The sequence below is a fragment of the Thioclava sp. UBA3469 genome, from assembly GCF_002378135.1.
Taxonomy (GTDB): domain Bacteria; phylum Pseudomonadota; class Alphaproteobacteria; order Rhodobacterales; family Rhodobacteraceae; genus Thioclava; species Thioclava sediminum.
Map to the genome: position 1 here is coordinate 1 of NZ_DFRG01000017.1, position 15,131 is coordinate 15,131.

Below are 15,131 nucleotides of genomic sequence, written 5' to 3' on the forward strand. Positions count from 1 at the left end.
GAGCTATTTCGATATTTCTTTCCTCGCGAGTGGCGGGGCGACCTCCACGATCGCGGCTGCGGGGCAGACACTGGTTATCCTGTCGGGCGGGTTCGACCTGTCGGCAGGCGCGGTGGTCTCGCTGGTCAACGCGGTGCTTGCGACCTCGATGGACCCGGCGAACATGCAGGCCTCCGTGCCGCTCTGGACCGCGATCGGGATCGGTATCGGCATGGCCGTGGGTGCGGTGAACGGCTTTTTCGTGGCCGTGGTGCGCCTGCAGCCCATCGTGGTCACATTGGCGGTGATGTTCATCGTGCAAGGGCTGACGCTCCTTGTGATGGCGATGCCGGGCGGCTTCGTCGCGCCTTCGCTCGCATCTGTCTATCTTGGTGACACGATCCCCGGCCTGCTTCCTGCACCGATCACGCTGATGCTCGTGCTGGTGGCGCTGTGGCTCTGGCTCAAGCGCACGGGCTACGGGATCACGCTCTATGCAGTGGGCAGCGACGCCGAGGCTGCCCGCGCGACGGGGCTTCACGCGCGCACCGTTACCTTCGCGACCTACGTGCTCGCAGGTGGGCTTTACGGGCTTGCCGGGGTTTTCGTGAGCGCCCAGACCGGCAGCGGCGACCCGCTGGTGGGGAACTCGCTTCTGCTGCCGACCTTCGCGGCTGTGGTGATCGGCGGCACCCGCCTTGGCGGTGGCAAAGGCGGCGTGCTGGGCACGATCCTCGGGGCCTATATCCTGATGATCGTGGTGAACCTTCTGCTGTCGCTCAACGTCTCGGCTTACTACTCGACCATCGCGGAAAGCGCAGTGCTTCTGATCGCCGTGCTTGCAGGCTCGTTGCGCCGTGACAGCACGCTCTCGCATCGCCTGCGCGAAGTCACCGATGCGATCGGCGCCCGACGGCGCGGATGGCTTGTTGGCCAGCGCTCGGGTGAGGATCACAGGTTGGCTTTCACGCGACCGGCAGAGACTGCCCCCGCGCAAACTTTCCTGCAACGTCACGGTCATACGCTGCGCCACGTTCTGCCCGCCTGGATCTGCCTCGTGGTGGTCCTGATCGCGACGCAGCTGGTGCTGGGCAATGTCTTCAGCGGCTGGCGCTACTGGGACTCGCTCCTTGTGCTCTCGAGCTTCCTCGCGATCCTCGCGCTGGGGCAGGGCGCGGTGATCCTGACCGGGGGGCTGGACCTGTCGCTGCCCTGGAGCATCGCGTTGTCGGGCGTGATGCTGACCGGGCTCGTTGGTGGCCAAGACATGGGATTGCTCACGGCGCTGCCGGTCGTCTTCGCGGTGGCTGCGCTGATCGGGCTCGCGAACGGGCTGGGCGTCGTGGCGCTGGGCCTGTCGCCGATCGTCGTGACGCTCGCGATGAACGGCATTCTTCAGGGCGCGGCATTGATCTGGTCGGGCGGCACGCCGGCGGGTTTCGCACCGCCCTCGTTGCGTTGGTTGATGACCGGCAAGCTGATGGGGGTGACTCCGGTGATCATCTTCATGGCCGCCTTCGTCGCTCTCGCGATCATCCTCTTGGGACGCACCGGGTTCGGGCGCCGGGTCTATGCGGTCGGCAACAGCGAACTTGCTGCGCGCCTCTCGGGGGTGCGCACAGGACGGGTCATCATCTCTGTCTACATCCTCTCGGCGCTCTGCGCGGCGCTGGTCGGCGTTCTGCTGGCGGGCTTTTCCGGACAGGCGAGCCTCGGGATGGGGGATGACTACCTTCTGCCCTCGATCGCGGTCGTCGTCGTGGGTGGGGCGCTGATCACCGGTGGCCGCGGGCATTACGCGGGTATGCTGGGCGGCGCTCTTCTGCTGACCGCGATGCAGACCCTGCTTGCCGGCACCGCGCTGCCCTTCGCATTCCGCTCAGTGTTCTTCGGGCTCGTCATCCTGATGGCCGTGATCGCATTGCGCAAATAACCAAGGAGATTTCGATGAGTGATACATCCAGGATGAAATTGCCCGGCCTCGAGGGCAAACGCGTTGCGGTCACGGCGGGCGCTTCCGGCATCGGGCTGTGCATCGCGCGGGAGCTGGCTCGGCAAGGCGCGCGGCTGGCTATCTGCGACATCGATGAGGCCGCGCTCGAACGGGCCGCGCAGGAGCTGGGCGCCGAAGTGGCCCTGCGCGCCGACGTCTCGGATGAAGCTGCGGTGACATCTTTCTTCGAGGCGATCGGCAACACCCTCGGCGGGCTCGATGCGCTGGTCAACAATGCCGGCATTGCGGGGCCCACCGGCTCGGTCGACGAAATCTCGCCCGAGGATTGGCGGCGCTGCCTCGATATCGGCCTGACGGGGCAGTTTCTCTGCACGCGGAAAGCGGTGCCGATGCTGCGCGCGGCAGGGGGCGGAGCGATCGTCAATATCTCCTCCTCGGCGGGCAAGTTCGGCTATGCGTTCCGCACGCCCTACGCCTCGGCGAAATGGGGGGTGATCGGGTTCACCCAGAGCCTGGCGAAAGAGCTCGGTCCCGAGAATATCCGTGCCAATGCGATCCTGCCCGGCATTATCGAAGGGCCGCGGATCGAAGGCGTGATCGCAGCCCGCGCGAAGCAGACCGGGATCAGCCATGAAGAGATGACCGAGCGGTATCTGTCGAACGTCTCGCTGCGCCGGATGACCCCGCCCGAGGACGTGGCGGACATGGCCGCCTTCCTGATCGCCGAAACCGGGCGCAACCTGTCGGGGCAGAGCTTCCCCGTCGATGGCAATGTGGAGACCTTGTGATGAAAGAGCCTGTCGCCTGCGTCGGTTCGGGGCTTATCGGGCGTGCCTGGGCCATCGTGTTCGCCCGCGCCGGTCATCCGGTGCGGTTGTGGGACGAGGTCCCCGCCGCGCCAAAGGCCGCGCGCGACTTCGCCGCCGAGATGCTGCCGGAACTGGAGCGCCTGGGCCTCATTCCCGGCACCGCTGAGGAAGCCCTCGCGCGCATCGAGCCGGTCGCCACGCTCGAAGAGGCGCTCGAGGGCGCGCGGCACGTGCAGGAGAGCACCTTCGAAGAGATCGGCGTGAAGCGCGAAATCTTCGCGCGTCTCGACGCGATTGCCGGCCCCGATACCGTGCTCGCCTCCTCGTCGTCGGCCCTGCTGCCTTCGGCCATTTCCGAGGGGCTCGCGGGACGCCACAGGGTCGTGGTCAATCATCCGATCAATCCCGCCTATCTCGTGCCCGCAGCAGAGTTGGTGCCTGCGCCTTGGACCGATCCTGCGCTTCTTGAGCGCACGGCGGATCTTCTGCGCGACGCCGGCATGCGCCCGATCGTCATGCAGAAGGAAATCGACGGCTTCGTGATGAACCGCCTTCAGGGCGCGCTTCTGCATGAGGCGTTCCGGCTCGTGGCCGATGGATATGCCAGCACCGAAGACGTCGATATCGGGTTGCGCGAAGGGCTCGCGCTTCGCTGGTCCTTCATCGGCCCGTTCGAGACCATCGACCTCAACGCGCCCGAGGGCGTGCGGCAATATGTGACGCGCTACGGCGGCATTTATGACGGCATGGCGGGGCAACCCGCGGCGGACTGGCGCGGCCCCGTGCTGGACCGGATCGAGGCGGAGCGCCGTGCGGCGCTTCCCGCAGACGAGCTTGCTCAGCGGCAGGCGTGGCGAGACCGGCGCCTCATGGCGCTCGCCGCTCACAAGCGTCGAGCAACAGACGAAATCGGAGATTGATAGAATGCCAGACAAGGTCATCCTCACCTGCGCCGTGACCGGCGCCATCCACACGCCGACGATGTCGGATCACCTTCCCATCACGCCCGACGAGATCGCCGAAGCCGCGATCGGGGCGGCCGAGGCGGGGGCCGCGATCCTGCACCTGCATGCCCGTGACCCGAAAACTGGAAAGCCCGACCAGTCGGCCGAGGCCTTCGCGCCGTTCCTGGGCCGGATCAAGCAGGCGACGAATGCGGTGGTGAATATCACCACCGGCGGTTCGCCCTACATGACGGTGGACGAACGCACGAAGCCCGCGGCGCAATGGGCGCCCGAGGTCGCCTCGCTCAACATGGGGTCGATGAATTTCGGCTTCTTCCCGCTTCTCGCGAAATACAAGGAGTTCAAGCACGCATGGGAGCGTGAGCATCTCGAGGGGTCGCGTGACCTCGTCTTCCGCAATTCGTTCAAGGACATCGAATACGTGCTGGAGACCTGTTATGACAACGGCACCCGGTTCGAGTTCGAGTGCTACGACATCTCGCATCTCTACAACCTCGCGCATTTCGCGGATCGTGGCCTCGTGAAGCCGCCGTTCTTCGTTCAGTCCGTCTTTGGCCTGCTGGGGGGGATCGGCACCCATCCCGAGGATGTCATGCACATGAAGCGCACGGCAGACCGTCTCTTCGGAAAGGATTTCCGCTGGTCGGTTCTGGGGGCCGGCAAGGACCAATTCCGCATCGCCACACAGGCACTGAGCATGGGGGGCAATATCCGCGTCGGTCTCGAGGACAGCATCTGGATCTCGCGCGGCAAACTTGCAGAGAGCAACGCCCAACAGGTCGCCAAGGCGCGCGCCCTCGTCGAGGGGCTGGGCCTCGAGCTCGCGACGCCGGACGAGGCACGCGAGATGCTCGCGCTCAAGGGCGGCGACGCCGTGAACTTCTGAACCGGATACCAAGGGAGGAGACCAACATGCAGATCGATATTCTGCTCGACGTGAAAACGACACTGGGCGAGGGCCCGGTCTGGGACGTGGAAAGCCAGCGGCTCTATTTCATCGACTCGATGGATGGGCGGGTGTTTCGCTGCACTGCGGACGGCACGGAACTGCGCGCCTGGGATGTGCCGGGCAAGATCGGCTCGATGGCGGTGCGCAAGGACGGCAAAGGGGCCATCGTCTCGCTCGACAAGGGGTTCTGGTTGCTCGATTTCGACAGCGGCGATTGCGAGTTGCTGCACGACCCGGAGGCCAACCTCGCCACGACTCGTATCAATGACGGCAAATGCGACCGGCGCGGTCGGTTTTTCGCCGGTTCGATGGATATGCAGGAAGAGGGGCCGCTGGGCGCACTCTACCGCGTCGATCCCGACCTGAGCGTTACCAAGCTCGAGGAGGGGATCATCTGCTCGAACGGGCCGTGCTTCTCGCCTGACGACAAGACCTTCTACTTCACGGATACCTGGACCGGTGAGATGTGGGCCTATGACTATGATATCGAGACGGGCGGCATTTCGAACCGTCGCACCTTCGCGAAGGCCGACACCTCGAACGGCGGCGCCGCGGACGGGGCGACGGTCGATGCGGAGGGCTATTACTGGATGGCGCTGGTCTATGACGGGCGGATCTGCCGCTTCGCACCGGACGGCACGCTCGACATGGAAATCCCGATGCCAGTGAAGAAGGTCACGAGCGTCCAGTTCGGCGGCCCCGATCTCGATGTGCTCTACGTCACGTCGATGGCAAAGCCTCCGCTGCCGCGTTTCCCCGACGACGGTGTTCAGCGCGGCAGCCTGTTCGCGATCCGCGGTCTCGGCGTGAAAGGCGTGCCGGAGCCGCGCTTCGGCGGCTGACCGATCAAAGCCGACCTCATCTGAAGCCCTGCGCGCGCTCCGCGCGCAGGCGCATCCGGAGGAGCTGCGTGAGACCGGAGAGCGGCCAGCGCTCGGACTGATCGTGGCGGTTCGTTTCGCAAAGAGAGCAGTGTGAAATTCGCCTCTCCGGGAAAGTTATCCCTAGTAGGTCAGCCAGTCCAAACGCTCTCCGATGCGGAGCCAGGAATTTTCCTGAAATTTTCCGACCGGAATTTTCAGGTCGGCGAGGGACACTGGTCCCATGAAAGATCTTGCAAACCCTCCCGCCAATCTCGCCCGATCCAATCCTCGGGCCGCGTCGACCCATATACAAACCTGCACCCTCTCGAAAGTGAATAGCCCCGCCTTTCTTAGACGCCTTCGTGTCTCAGTTCCCGCTGTCGCTCGAAGCCGACGGGCGACAGCATTCCATGCCAAGCGTGCAAAGCTTGCCGCGCCGAGCGCAACCGGAACCTCATCGTCTCGCTACGAAGGTCGAATATCGCCGCGCCATCTGATCGTTAGACTCGCCGCATGTTGCGCGCGCTCATCCTATGGTTCTTTCTGGCGTTGCCCGCTTTCGCGGCGAGCCTGTCGCGCGAGCAGGTGGCCGATATCGTCGTTGCGCCTTATGCGGTGGGCGATGAAATCAATGAAAAGGGCGTCTGGCAGCTCCGCAATTCCGGGGGCGGCGAGGCGGGTTATGTCTTTGAGACCGGCGAATTGGCGCCGTTGCCGGGTTTTTCCGGCAAACCGATCAACATGCTGGTCATGCTCGATCTGGAAGGGCGCTTCATAGACGTGAAACTGATCAGTCAACACGAACCGGTTTTCGTGTCTGGGCTGGGAGAAGCGCCATTTCGGGAATTTCTCGAACAGTATCGCGGCCACTCCATCAACGAGCCGATCGTCGTCGGCACGCCTTATGGCGGTGCCGGGTCGGGCTCAGATCTCGTTTATCTCGATGGTGTGACCAAGGCGACCGCGAGCGTGCGGATCGCGCATGAATCAATCTTGGCGGCGACGCTCGCGGTGGCGCGTGAGAAGATGAAGGGAATCCAATCCGGTCCGCCGCCGAAGCCTGATCCAGACCATCGCGAGCAGCTTGACTGGCAAGGCCTTATCGAGGCGGGACTGGTGGGGCGGCTCCGCGTCACGAACGCAGAGGAAGACGCGGCGTTCGACAATACGAAATGGGCCGCCGATGATGCGACGGTCGATAGCGACCCGAACGGGCTTTATCTCGATCTCTATGCTATCGACCTCGGCCCGGGCTCGATTGCAAAAGCTGCGCTTTCTCCCGAGACCTATGCCGAAACGCGACGCTTCCTGTCTCGTGCGCCGGATGACGAGCTCTATCTGCTCATCGAGGCCGGCCGACAGGGGCTGGTGAGCGAAGACTTCGTCCGGAACACGGCACCGGATCGGATCTCTGCGCAGCAAGATGGATTGCCGCTGGCGCTGCGCGATGCGGACATTCTGGCGCAACTGGCCAAAGATGCCCCGGCGACGCTTGAGGACGCGACGAAGATGGTGGTCCGGCTGGATCGCCGTCTCGGTTTCGATCCCTCCCGCGATTGGGAGCTGACCGCGCAGGCGGTTCGTCTGCATGGGATGTTTCAGCCCGAAGCGGGAGAGGCGAAATTCAGTCTCACGATGAAGACACCCGAGCGGTTCTTCGTTTTCCCGCAAGTGCCGGAGGCCTTGCCGCCATGGCGTGAGGCGCTTCGCAATCGGGCAACGGATTTGTGGGTTCTCAGCGGGTTCCTCGTGCTGCTGTTTGGGGCGCTGCTGCTGCAATCGCGGCTTGCGGCGCTCAGGCTTTTTACCCCGGTGCGGCTTGCGATTCTCGCGATCACGATCGGCTTCGTCGGTTATTGGGGGCAGGGGCAACTCTCTATCGTGACGCCCATCGCGGTGATCCGGGCGCTCACCGGGAACGGCTCGCTCGAGGTGCTCCTCTATGACCCGTTCTCGCTTCTGATCTGGGCGGCGGCGATCCTCGGTTTCCTCCTGTGGGGGCGCGGATTTTTCTGCGGCTGGCTGTGCCCTTACGGGGCAATTCAGGAATTCGCGCATCACATCGGACGCTTCCTGAACTTGCCGAAATGGGAGCCGCCACGGTCACTTGCCCAAGCGCTCCTTTGGACCGGGCCGGTGGCGTTGGCTGTGCTGACCGGCATTGCACTTGTCACGCCCGATCACATCGAGAAAGCCGTCGAGGTCGAACCTTTCAAGACTGCTATCACCACCCATTTCGCCAGACCCTGGCCCTATGTGCTCTGGGCGGCGGGGTGGATCGCGGTCTCGATGGTCTGGTTCAAGGGGTTTTGCCGCTCCGTCTGCCCCTTGGGGGCCGCGATGCGGCTCGGCGGCCTCTTACGACTGCGAAGCTGGATCCCGCGTCGGGCCGACTGCGGCTCGCCGTGTCAGCTGTGCAAGGTGCGATGCAATTACGGGGCAATCGCGAAGACCGGCCAGATACGGTATTCAGAGTGTTTCCAATGCCTCGATTGCGTGAAAATTCATGACGATCCAAAGCTTTGCGTGCCTCTCGTGCTAGCCGCGAAAAAGGGAAAACGCGGCCCCGGCCTGAGGGAGGCAGCAGAATGAATCGGCGCCGTTTCCTGCAAATTTCGGCGGCGGCGCTATGTGCCGGAGCCCGCGCGCAGGCAGCGCCCTGGACTGGACAGGCATTTGGTGCCGAGATCGCGCTCGATCTCAGGGGCGGGGTCAGGAACCGGCAGGACATGCGCGCGATCCGGGACGAAATTCAAGAGATCGAGAACACGTTCTCCTTGTATCGCGAAAGCGAATTGACGCGCCTCAACGCGACAGGCCGCTGCCGACCGTCTGCTGCGATGTCGGAGGTTCTCGCGCTCTCGCGACGGGTGCATCTGGCGACGTTGGGCGCGTTCGATCCAACGGTGCAGCCGCTTTGGGATGCCTTGGCAAATGGCAATAGCGGCGCTTCGCTGCGTGCGAAAATCGGCTTTGAGACCGTAAGAGTTGCGGCGGACATTCGACTCGGACCGGGGCAAGCCCTGACGCTGAACGGGATCGTGCAGGGATATGCGGCTGACCGTGTCCGGGACCTCTTGGTTGCGCGGGGCTATTCCGACGTGCTGGTCGACATGGGCGAGTTCGCGGCGATCGGCGGTCCGTTCGATCTTGGGGTGTCGGATCCAAGCGCTGGATTGCTTGCGCGCCTGCAGCTGCGCGACGGGCGGGCGATGGCGACCTCGTCGCCGGGAGCGCTCGCTTTGCCGGGTGGCTCGCATATCCTGGGGCCCCAAGGGCAGCTCCCGCGCTGGTCAACGGTTACGGTCGAGGCAAAGAGCGCGGCGCTCGCAGATGCGGCCTCGACTGCATTCGTGCTCATGGAGCGCGACGAGATCGCACGTAGCGCGGCCCGTCTTGGCCTCGATGCCGTCCATCTGGTGGATTTCGATGGGAATTACGGGCCGCTCTGATCGCGAGATCGAAAGCGGCCCGAACGCGCAGATCACCGCGTCGGTGGGGTGAATCCCACGCCGTAATCGGCAAAGGCCTTGGCGATCCGCCCGTCTTCCAGCGCAGCTGCGATCGCGTCATCGACCGCATAGCCAAGACGACGATGCTGCATCGAGAGCGCCACGCCGATCGCCCATTTCGAGCGCGGCAATCCGAGCGGCGGTTCGTGGATGTCGATGCCGGGCGCAAGCGCGGCTTCCAGCTCGGCCCGCGGGCCCATCACCGCCATCACCTCGTGATCGGCCAGTGCCTTCATCGCGAGCGCGGTATTGCGGTAGCGATGCACCTTGTCCGCCGAAGGTCCACGGGTTACGTCGGTCATGTAGAAATCGGAAATCGAGTCATTCTCGACACCGATAGGATCATAACGGAAGACCGCCGGGGTCGGCCCCTTATCGGGATAGCTCGCGGCGTCATAGGCGATGGCGATATGTTCCTCGCCGTAAATGCCGGTGAAAACGACCTGATCGAAGCGACAGGCGTAATCCACATCATAAGGAACATGCAGCATCACGTCGGAGACGCGGCCATTTACGACGGCGCCCTTGTAGACATAATTGCGCAAATCGGCGTCAAGCGTTTCACCTGCGGAGACGAGCCGGAAGCGCGGCTCGACGCCCAGAGCTCCCGCGATAATCTTGCCGATCTCGATATCGATCCCTTCGGCTTTTCCGGCGTTCTCGAAGGACCAGGGCGCATAGTCGTCATAGACAGCGAATTCGATATAGCCGTCCGTGGCAATCCTATCGAGATCGCGCCCGATATCCTGTGGCGAGGTATTCTGCAATTTCTGTTCTGGGGCCACGCCTTCGCATGCGGCAAAGGCGGGAATGGCTCCGACCATCCCGCCCAGAAATGCCAGCACGCCAAGCCCCGCGCGGGCCTGTGCGATGACGCTCATCATTCCGCAGCCGATATGCCGATCGAAAGCATATCCGCCGCTTCCTTCTGCTTGCTCGGATCCTTCTCCAGCTCATGTGCTGCGCGGGACGCAGCGCTGTCGGCGACGGGTGCTCCGGAAGCGGTATCGACCTTGCCGGAGATATCCTCGAGCGTCGCAATAACGGTGGGGACGTCGGCCTCTCCTGCGGCAAGCTGATCGCGGATCTTTTGAAGCTCATCCGAGTAGGGCTCCAATGCACCATCGTCAGGTCGCGTCTCGATATAGGTGCGGATTGCCCAGGCTGCTTTCTGACCGAGGATTTCCCCGAAGGCGGGCATCTTGGTGGTCCCGTTCTGGGTCATCCCATGGCGGAAGCGTTCAACAAACCATTCGTCGCCATATTCCTCGGCTTCGAGATAGCGCAGGTCCGGCGCCAGACCGCCCGAAACCGCACCCAGCCCGTGGCAGCGCGCACAGTTCTGATTGAAGCCGCTGTCGCCGATCTGGACGGCCTTGGCCCACACCTCATCACCGGCCGCCGCGGCGCGATAGGGGTTCTCGCTGAGCCATTCCTCGCCAACGTCGGGCAGGGCATCGGTGTTGACGGGCTGTGGTGTCACGTCGCCATGCGAAAAGGCGGTGACCGGCGCAAGTGCCAGCGCCAGAAGCGCGGCCATCAGGCCCTTACGGGTGTTGAGCATCTAAACCTCCCAAAAAGATCTCGCTTGTCTTCTGGATAACGCGAGGCTGCGTCGGGCCACCATTCGACCTTGGTATCAATCGCGGTCCCGCTGGCGGGAAGGGGCATTGTCCTTTGGTCGAATAGGCGCGCCGTCGCGACCTGATACTGTGGTCGCAAATGCGTGATCGCCGGAGGAGCGGCGGGGGGCGCAGATGGGAGGAACAGATGGCTTTTGACGGATTGAGCCGCGCAGCGGGCGCGGCGATTGCAGCTCTCGCAATGAGTGCAAGCGCATGGGCGGCGGACCTGCCAGTGCTGAAGGTGGCCGCGCTCGAAGGCGGAACCGTGAATTGGGAGCTGGACACGATCAAGCACTACGGTCTGGACCGAGAGAACGGCTTCACTCTCGAGGTGGTCCCCGTCGCAGGGAAGTCGGGCTCCGATATCATGCTGCAGGGCGGGGCGGTCGATGCCATCGTAACCGACTGGTTCTGGGTTGCGCGGATGCGCGCAACGGGCGAAGATTACCGCTTCATTCCATATTCGAAAGCAGTGGGCGGGCTTTTGGTCGCTCAGGACAGTCCGGCAAAAACGCTGGCCGATCTCGACGGAAAGAAAATCGGCATCGCAGGCGGGCCGCTCGACAAGAGTTGGCTCATACTGCGGGCCTATGCCGAGCAGGCCGATGGCTTTGATCTGGCGGGCAAGACCGAGCAGGTTTTCGGCGCGCCGCCCCTTATCATGAAAGCGGCGCTTTCGGGCGAAGTCGATGGCGCGATCAATTTCTGGCATTTCGGTGCGAAGATGGAAGCCGCAGGGATGCGCGAATTGGTGAGCGTCGGCGATGCCGCGCGCGCGCTTGGTCTCTCTCCTGAGACACCGCTGCTCGGCTATGTTCTCTCGGGGGACTTGGTGGAGTCGAAACCGGAGCTAGCCTCGGGTTTGGTCGCCGCCTCGCGTGCGGCCAAAGAAAAACTCGCCACCGACGACGAGGCCTTTGCGCGGCTTCGCCCGATCATGAATGCCAAAAGCAACACCCAATTCGCGGCGCTCAAGGCGGGATGGCTCGCTGGCGTCCCGGCACCCGGCCCGGTCGATGAGGCGGCTGCCGACAAGATGCTGCGTCTCATGGCGAAACTGGGCGGTGAGAAGCTGGTGGGCGGCGCGACATCGCTGCCCGAGGGCACATTCCTGACGAACTGAGCGATGGGCGCAATTTTGATCACGCAAGGGAAGAGATCTGGCGTGGAGACCGGGCGCAGCTTCGCTCTGCGAAACCGCGCCCGGCTCTGGCCCAACCTTCCTGTGGTCGTTGCCTCGCTCATGGCGCTCGTTCTGCTCTGGGCCTGTCTCGCTTGGTGGTTGGCCGATCCGCAGCTTGCTCCCGGACCACAGATAGTTTTCCCGACTCTCTGGACGGCATTGGTTAGCGGTGACCTTTGGCCAGACCTGAGCGCCACGCTCACACGGGTGACGGCAGCCTTCGGGCTGGCGATGGGCTTCGGCGTGGCGATCGGGATCGCACTTGGCGGCAGCCGTCGTGCGGATCGCTGGTTTGGGCCCTGGTTGACGGTCGCGCTGAATATTCCGGCGCTGGTGACCATCGTGCTTTGCTATCTCTGGATCGGGCTGAATGAGTGGGCGGCCGTCGCGGCTGTGTCGCTGAACAAGATTCCAATGGTCGCGGTGATGCTGCGCGAAGGGATGGTGGCGCGCGACACCGACCTGTCGGACATGGCGCGACTTCACTGCATGGGCTGGTTCGCCCGGCTGCGCCACATTTTGATCCCGCAGCTCGCGCCGCATATCATGGCTTCGGCGCGCGCGGGGTTGGCACTGATCTGGAAGATTGTGCTTGTCGTCGAGTTTCTCGGCCGATCCAACGGGATCGGATTCCGCATTCATCTTGATTTCCAGATGTTCGATATCGCGGGCGTGCTTGCGAATGCGCTTGCCTTCGTCGCCGTGATGCTCGCGGTGGAATGGGGTCTCCTTGCGCCGCTTGCGCAACGCGCTGCACGCTGGAGACAAAGATGATCCGGCTGGAGCTGACAGAGAAATCCTTCAGCGGCATACCTGTGCTTGGACCTATGAAGCTCGATGTCGCGCGCGGCGAGGTGCTGGGGCTCTCGGGAGCGTCAGGTGCAGGCAAGACAACCCTGTTGCGACTGCTGGCTGGGCTCGACCATCGTTTCGAGGGAAGCCTAAAGGTGGAGGGGCGCCGCGCAATGGTGTTCCAGAACCCGACCCTGATGCCTTGGCGCCGCGTGATCGACAATGTGACGCTGCCGACTTCAGCCACCGAGACACAGGCGCGTGCGATGCTGGATCGGGTCGGGCTGGCCGGCCTTGAGGATCACTGGCCCGGTCAGATTTCGGTCGGTCAGGCGCGGCGCGTGGGGCTGGCCCGGGCCTTCGTGATGCGCCCCGATGTGCTGTTAATGGACGAGCCCTTCGCCTCGCTTGACGATGCGAGGGTGGAAGGCCTGCTGGAACTGACCGCCGGCTTGATCGCGGAAACCCATGCGGCGGTGGTGATCGCGAGCCATGCGGCAGGCGAACTCGATGCGCTGGCCACACGGTTTGCCCGGGTCGAGGGACGCCCGGCACGGCTCGTTCAAGAGCGGGTGCGGGCGGGTTCGTAACCCCAGATCGCAACGGCGAAGAACACCAAGCTCGCCAATGCGGTCCAACCGAGAGCTGCGGGGTTCAGCTGGCCGTAGAGCGCGAAGCGGATCAATTCGACTGCCTGAGTGAAGGGATTGATCTCGCATAACCTGGCGAGAAGCGGAGAGCTCTCCTGCATTTTCCATATCGGGTAGAGTGCCGAAGAGCAGAAGAACATCGGGAAGATCACGAAGTTCATGATCCCTGCGAAATTCTCCAGCTGTCTGATGCGCGAGGACAGGAGCAAGCCAAGCGCTCCCAACATGATTGCCGCAAGCAAAAGCGCGGGGACGACGGTCACATATCCCGTCGACGGTGCGCGCAATCCGAAGAGCGCCGCTATGGCAAGGAAGGCCGCGACCTGCACCATCCCGACCAGCGCGCCGGCGAGCAGTTTCGCGCCAAGCATGAACCATCGTGGCAGAGGCGCTGTCAGCATCAGCCTCATCGCACCATTCTCGCGATCGTGGACGAGGCTGAGAGAACTTTGCATTCCGGAGAACAGCAAGATCATCGCGCAGAGACCGGGCAGGATATAGGTCTCATAGGAAATATAGGTTCGGTAGGGGGGGATGATCGACAAGCCCAGTGCCGCCCGAAAGCCCGCCGCGAAGATGAAGAGCCAGACGAGCGGGCGCACGAGAGCTGCGAGGAACCGCTCGCGTTGCGTGAAGAAGCGAGCGAGTTCGCGCGAGGCGATGGCGGAGGCGGCGGAGAGCGCGCTCATGCCGTATCGCCCATCGCCTGGGAGAACCAGTCAGCTAGGAGGCTGTTCTTGCTCAAGCCCCGGACGTCGCCTTGCTCTTTCACCTGACCTTTCTGTAGCACCACGACCTGATCCTCCGGGCGTAATTCATCGGCGAGATGGGTGGCCCAGAGCACGGCTATTCCGTCTTGGGCGAGTTGATGGACATGGGCGGTGATCGCGCTGCGGGCAGGCGCGTCGAGACCTACCGTCGGCTCGTCGAGCAAAAGGAGCCGGGGCCGATGAAGCAGCGCGCGGGCGATCTCCATCCGGCGCCGGTGCCCGCCATTAAGTGCGCGCAGTTTTTCTTCGGCACGTTCGGCCATGCCCAGACGATCGAGCGCTTCCGAGATGCGACGATCGGCGAGTTTGCTGCCGAGCCCGTGTAGCGCTGCGAAATAGCGTAGATTTGCGCGAACCGAGCGATCGAGATCGAGAGTCGGCTGCTGGAAGACGACGCCGATCTCGGCCAGCGCCTTGCGCCGGGCGCGTGCCATGTCGTGACCGGAGATCGTGACCACGCCGGGGGCGGGCCGGATCAGTCCGGTCAAAACCGACATCAGCGTCGATTTGCCTGCGCCGTTGGGGCCAAGCAGTGCGCAGAAGCGCCCCTTCTCGACGCGGAACCCCACATCGCGCAGCGCGGGTTTGCGGCCCCAGTCATGGCTGAGGCCCGCAACATGCAGGGCAGGCGCGTCACTCAATCAAGATCTCCAGCCGCTGATCCTCACCGGTCGAGCCGGGTATGTGCAGGTCGTAGCGACCCGGCTTGATCGCGATGAACCCGATCTCCATCGTGCCTGCGCGGTCGAACTCGATGGAGGCGAGACCCATCGGGCGGACCTCCAGCCCGCGGATCACCACCTCGTCGACCCAGATCGCGCGGAAGAAGCCGTCGCTTTCGAGCCCGATTTCGCCCGACCCGTCGGCGGTGATCTCGACCTCGTAATATCTGCCCGATCGCAGCGTCCAGGGACCGCCCAGCGGCTCGCCCACCGAGAGGGTCACTTCGGGGAGGTCTTCCTTGTTGTGACCCGACAAAAGGCCCGCCAACGGGGCCGCATCGTCATCGGCCCAGGCGGGACCGGCGCAGAGCGCGGCGATCAAACTGACTTTCAGAATTTTTGAAAACATGGAAAGCCT

At 63.7% G+C, this 15,131-nt stretch carries 15 protein-coding genes; 10 read left to right on the forward strand and 5 right to left on the reverse strand.

Going from position 1 to position 15,131, the window contains the following annotated elements:
- From B3D39_RS01310 to B3D39_RS01340, 7 genes are all read left to right on the forward strand, one after another.
- A partial coding sequence (locus tag B3D39_RS01310; RefSeq protein ID WP_286789305.1) for an ABC transporter permease subunit occupies positions 1-1,912 on the forward strand: 1,912 nt, incomplete at its 5' end.
- Between the two features lie 14 nt (positions 1,913-1,926).
- Positions 1,927-2,721, forward strand: a complete 795-nt coding sequence (locus B3D39_RS01315) for an SDR family oxidoreductase (RefSeq protein ID WP_274961988.1) — start codon at positions 1,927-1,929, stop codon at positions 2,719-2,721.
- A complete protein-coding gene (locus tag B3D39_RS01320) occupies positions 2,721-3,662 on the forward strand; it encodes a 3-hydroxyacyl-CoA dehydrogenase (protein WP_274961987.1) in 942 nt (313 codons plus the stop codon). Before B3D39_RS01315 ends, B3D39_RS01320 begins: the two co-directional genes overlap by 1 nt.
- Before the next feature lie 4 nt (positions 3,663-3,666).
- The gene (locus B3D39_RS01325) at positions 3,667-4,593 is read left to right on the forward strand and encodes a 3-keto-5-aminohexanoate cleavage protein (RefSeq protein ID WP_078540082.1); all 927 of its coding nucleotides are present in this window, start codon (positions 3,667-3,669) and stop codon (positions 4,591-4,593) included.
- Positions 4,594-4,619: 26 nt separating this feature from the next.
- A complete protein-coding gene (locus B3D39_RS01330) occupies positions 4,620-5,498 on the forward strand; it encodes an SMP-30/gluconolactonase/LRE family protein (RefSeq protein ID WP_078540081.1) in 879 nt (292 codons plus the stop codon).
- Positions 5,499-6,032: 534 nt separating this feature from the next.
- Positions 6,033-8,111 carry a 4Fe-4S binding protein gene (locus tag B3D39_RS01335; protein ID WP_078523086.1) on the forward strand — a complete coding sequence of 693 codons (2,079 nt, stop codon included), beginning with the start codon at positions 6,033-6,035 and terminating at the stop codon, positions 8,109-8,111.
- Entirely contained in the window at positions 8,108-8,971 is an 864-nt protein-coding gene (locus tag B3D39_RS01340) for an FAD:protein FMN transferase (protein WP_274961986.1), read from the forward strand. Before B3D39_RS01335 ends, B3D39_RS01340 begins: the two co-directional genes overlap by 4 nt.
- A 32-nt stretch (positions 8,972-9,003) precedes the next feature.
- Here the strand turns inward: B3D39_RS01340 and B3D39_RS01345 are convergent, their stop codons facing one another.
- Both B3D39_RS01345 and pedF read right to left on the reverse strand, forming a co-directional pair.
- The gene (locus B3D39_RS01345; RefSeq protein WP_093476946.1) at positions 9,004-9,912 is read right to left on the reverse strand and encodes a substrate-binding periplasmic protein; all 909 of its coding nucleotides are present in this window, start codon (positions 9,910-9,912) and stop codon (positions 9,004-9,006) included.
- Complete coding sequence (gene pedF / locus B3D39_RS01350; protein ID WP_286789306.1) at positions 9,912-10,571, reverse strand: cytochrome c-550 PedF; 660 nt, start codon at positions 10,569-10,571, stop codon at positions 9,912-9,914. Before pedF ends, B3D39_RS01345 begins: the two co-directional genes overlap by 1 nt.
- A gap of 230 nt (positions 10,572-10,801) precedes the next feature.
- Here pedF and B3D39_RS01355 point away from each other — a divergent pair, with 230 nt between their 5' ends.
- From B3D39_RS01355 to B3D39_RS01365, 3 genes are all read left to right on the forward strand, one after another.
- Entirely contained in the window at positions 10,802-11,779 is a 978-nt protein-coding gene (locus tag B3D39_RS01355; protein ID WP_274961984.1) for an ABC transporter substrate-binding protein, read from the forward strand.
- Between the two features lie 120 nt (positions 11,780-11,899).
- Positions 11,900-12,613, forward strand: coding sequence for an ABC transporter permease (locus B3D39_RS01360; RefSeq protein ID WP_274962000.1), 714 nt, complete (start codon positions 11,900-11,902; stop codon positions 12,611-12,613).
- Positions 12,610-13,221 carry an ATP-binding cassette domain-containing protein gene (locus B3D39_RS01365; RefSeq protein ID WP_078523081.1) on the forward strand — a complete coding sequence of 204 codons (612 nt, stop codon included), beginning with the start codon at positions 12,610-12,612 and terminating at the stop codon, positions 13,219-13,221. Before B3D39_RS01360 ends, B3D39_RS01365 begins: the two co-directional genes overlap by 4 nt.
- On the opposite strand, the gene B3D39_RS01370 is transcribed toward B3D39_RS01365, so the two are convergent.
- From B3D39_RS01370 to B3D39_RS01380, 3 genes are read right to left on the reverse strand one after another with little or no spacing between them, the layout of a single operon-like run.
- Complete coding sequence (locus B3D39_RS01370) at positions 13,194-13,970, reverse strand: ABC transporter permease (RefSeq protein WP_078523080.1); 777 nt, start codon at positions 13,968-13,970, stop codon at positions 13,194-13,196. The genes B3D39_RS01365 and B3D39_RS01370 overlap by 28 nt on opposite strands.
- Positions 13,967-14,692, reverse strand: a complete 726-nt coding sequence (locus B3D39_RS01375) for an ATP-binding cassette domain-containing protein (protein ID WP_274961983.1) — start codon at positions 14,690-14,692, stop codon at positions 13,967-13,969. Before B3D39_RS01375 ends, B3D39_RS01370 begins: the two co-directional genes overlap by 4 nt.
- Entirely contained in the window at positions 14,685-15,122 is a 438-nt protein-coding gene (locus B3D39_RS01380) for a hypothetical protein (protein WP_078523078.1), read from the reverse strand. Before B3D39_RS01380 ends, B3D39_RS01375 begins: the two co-directional genes overlap by 8 nt.
- Between the last annotated feature and the right edge of the window lie 9 nt (positions 15,123-15,131).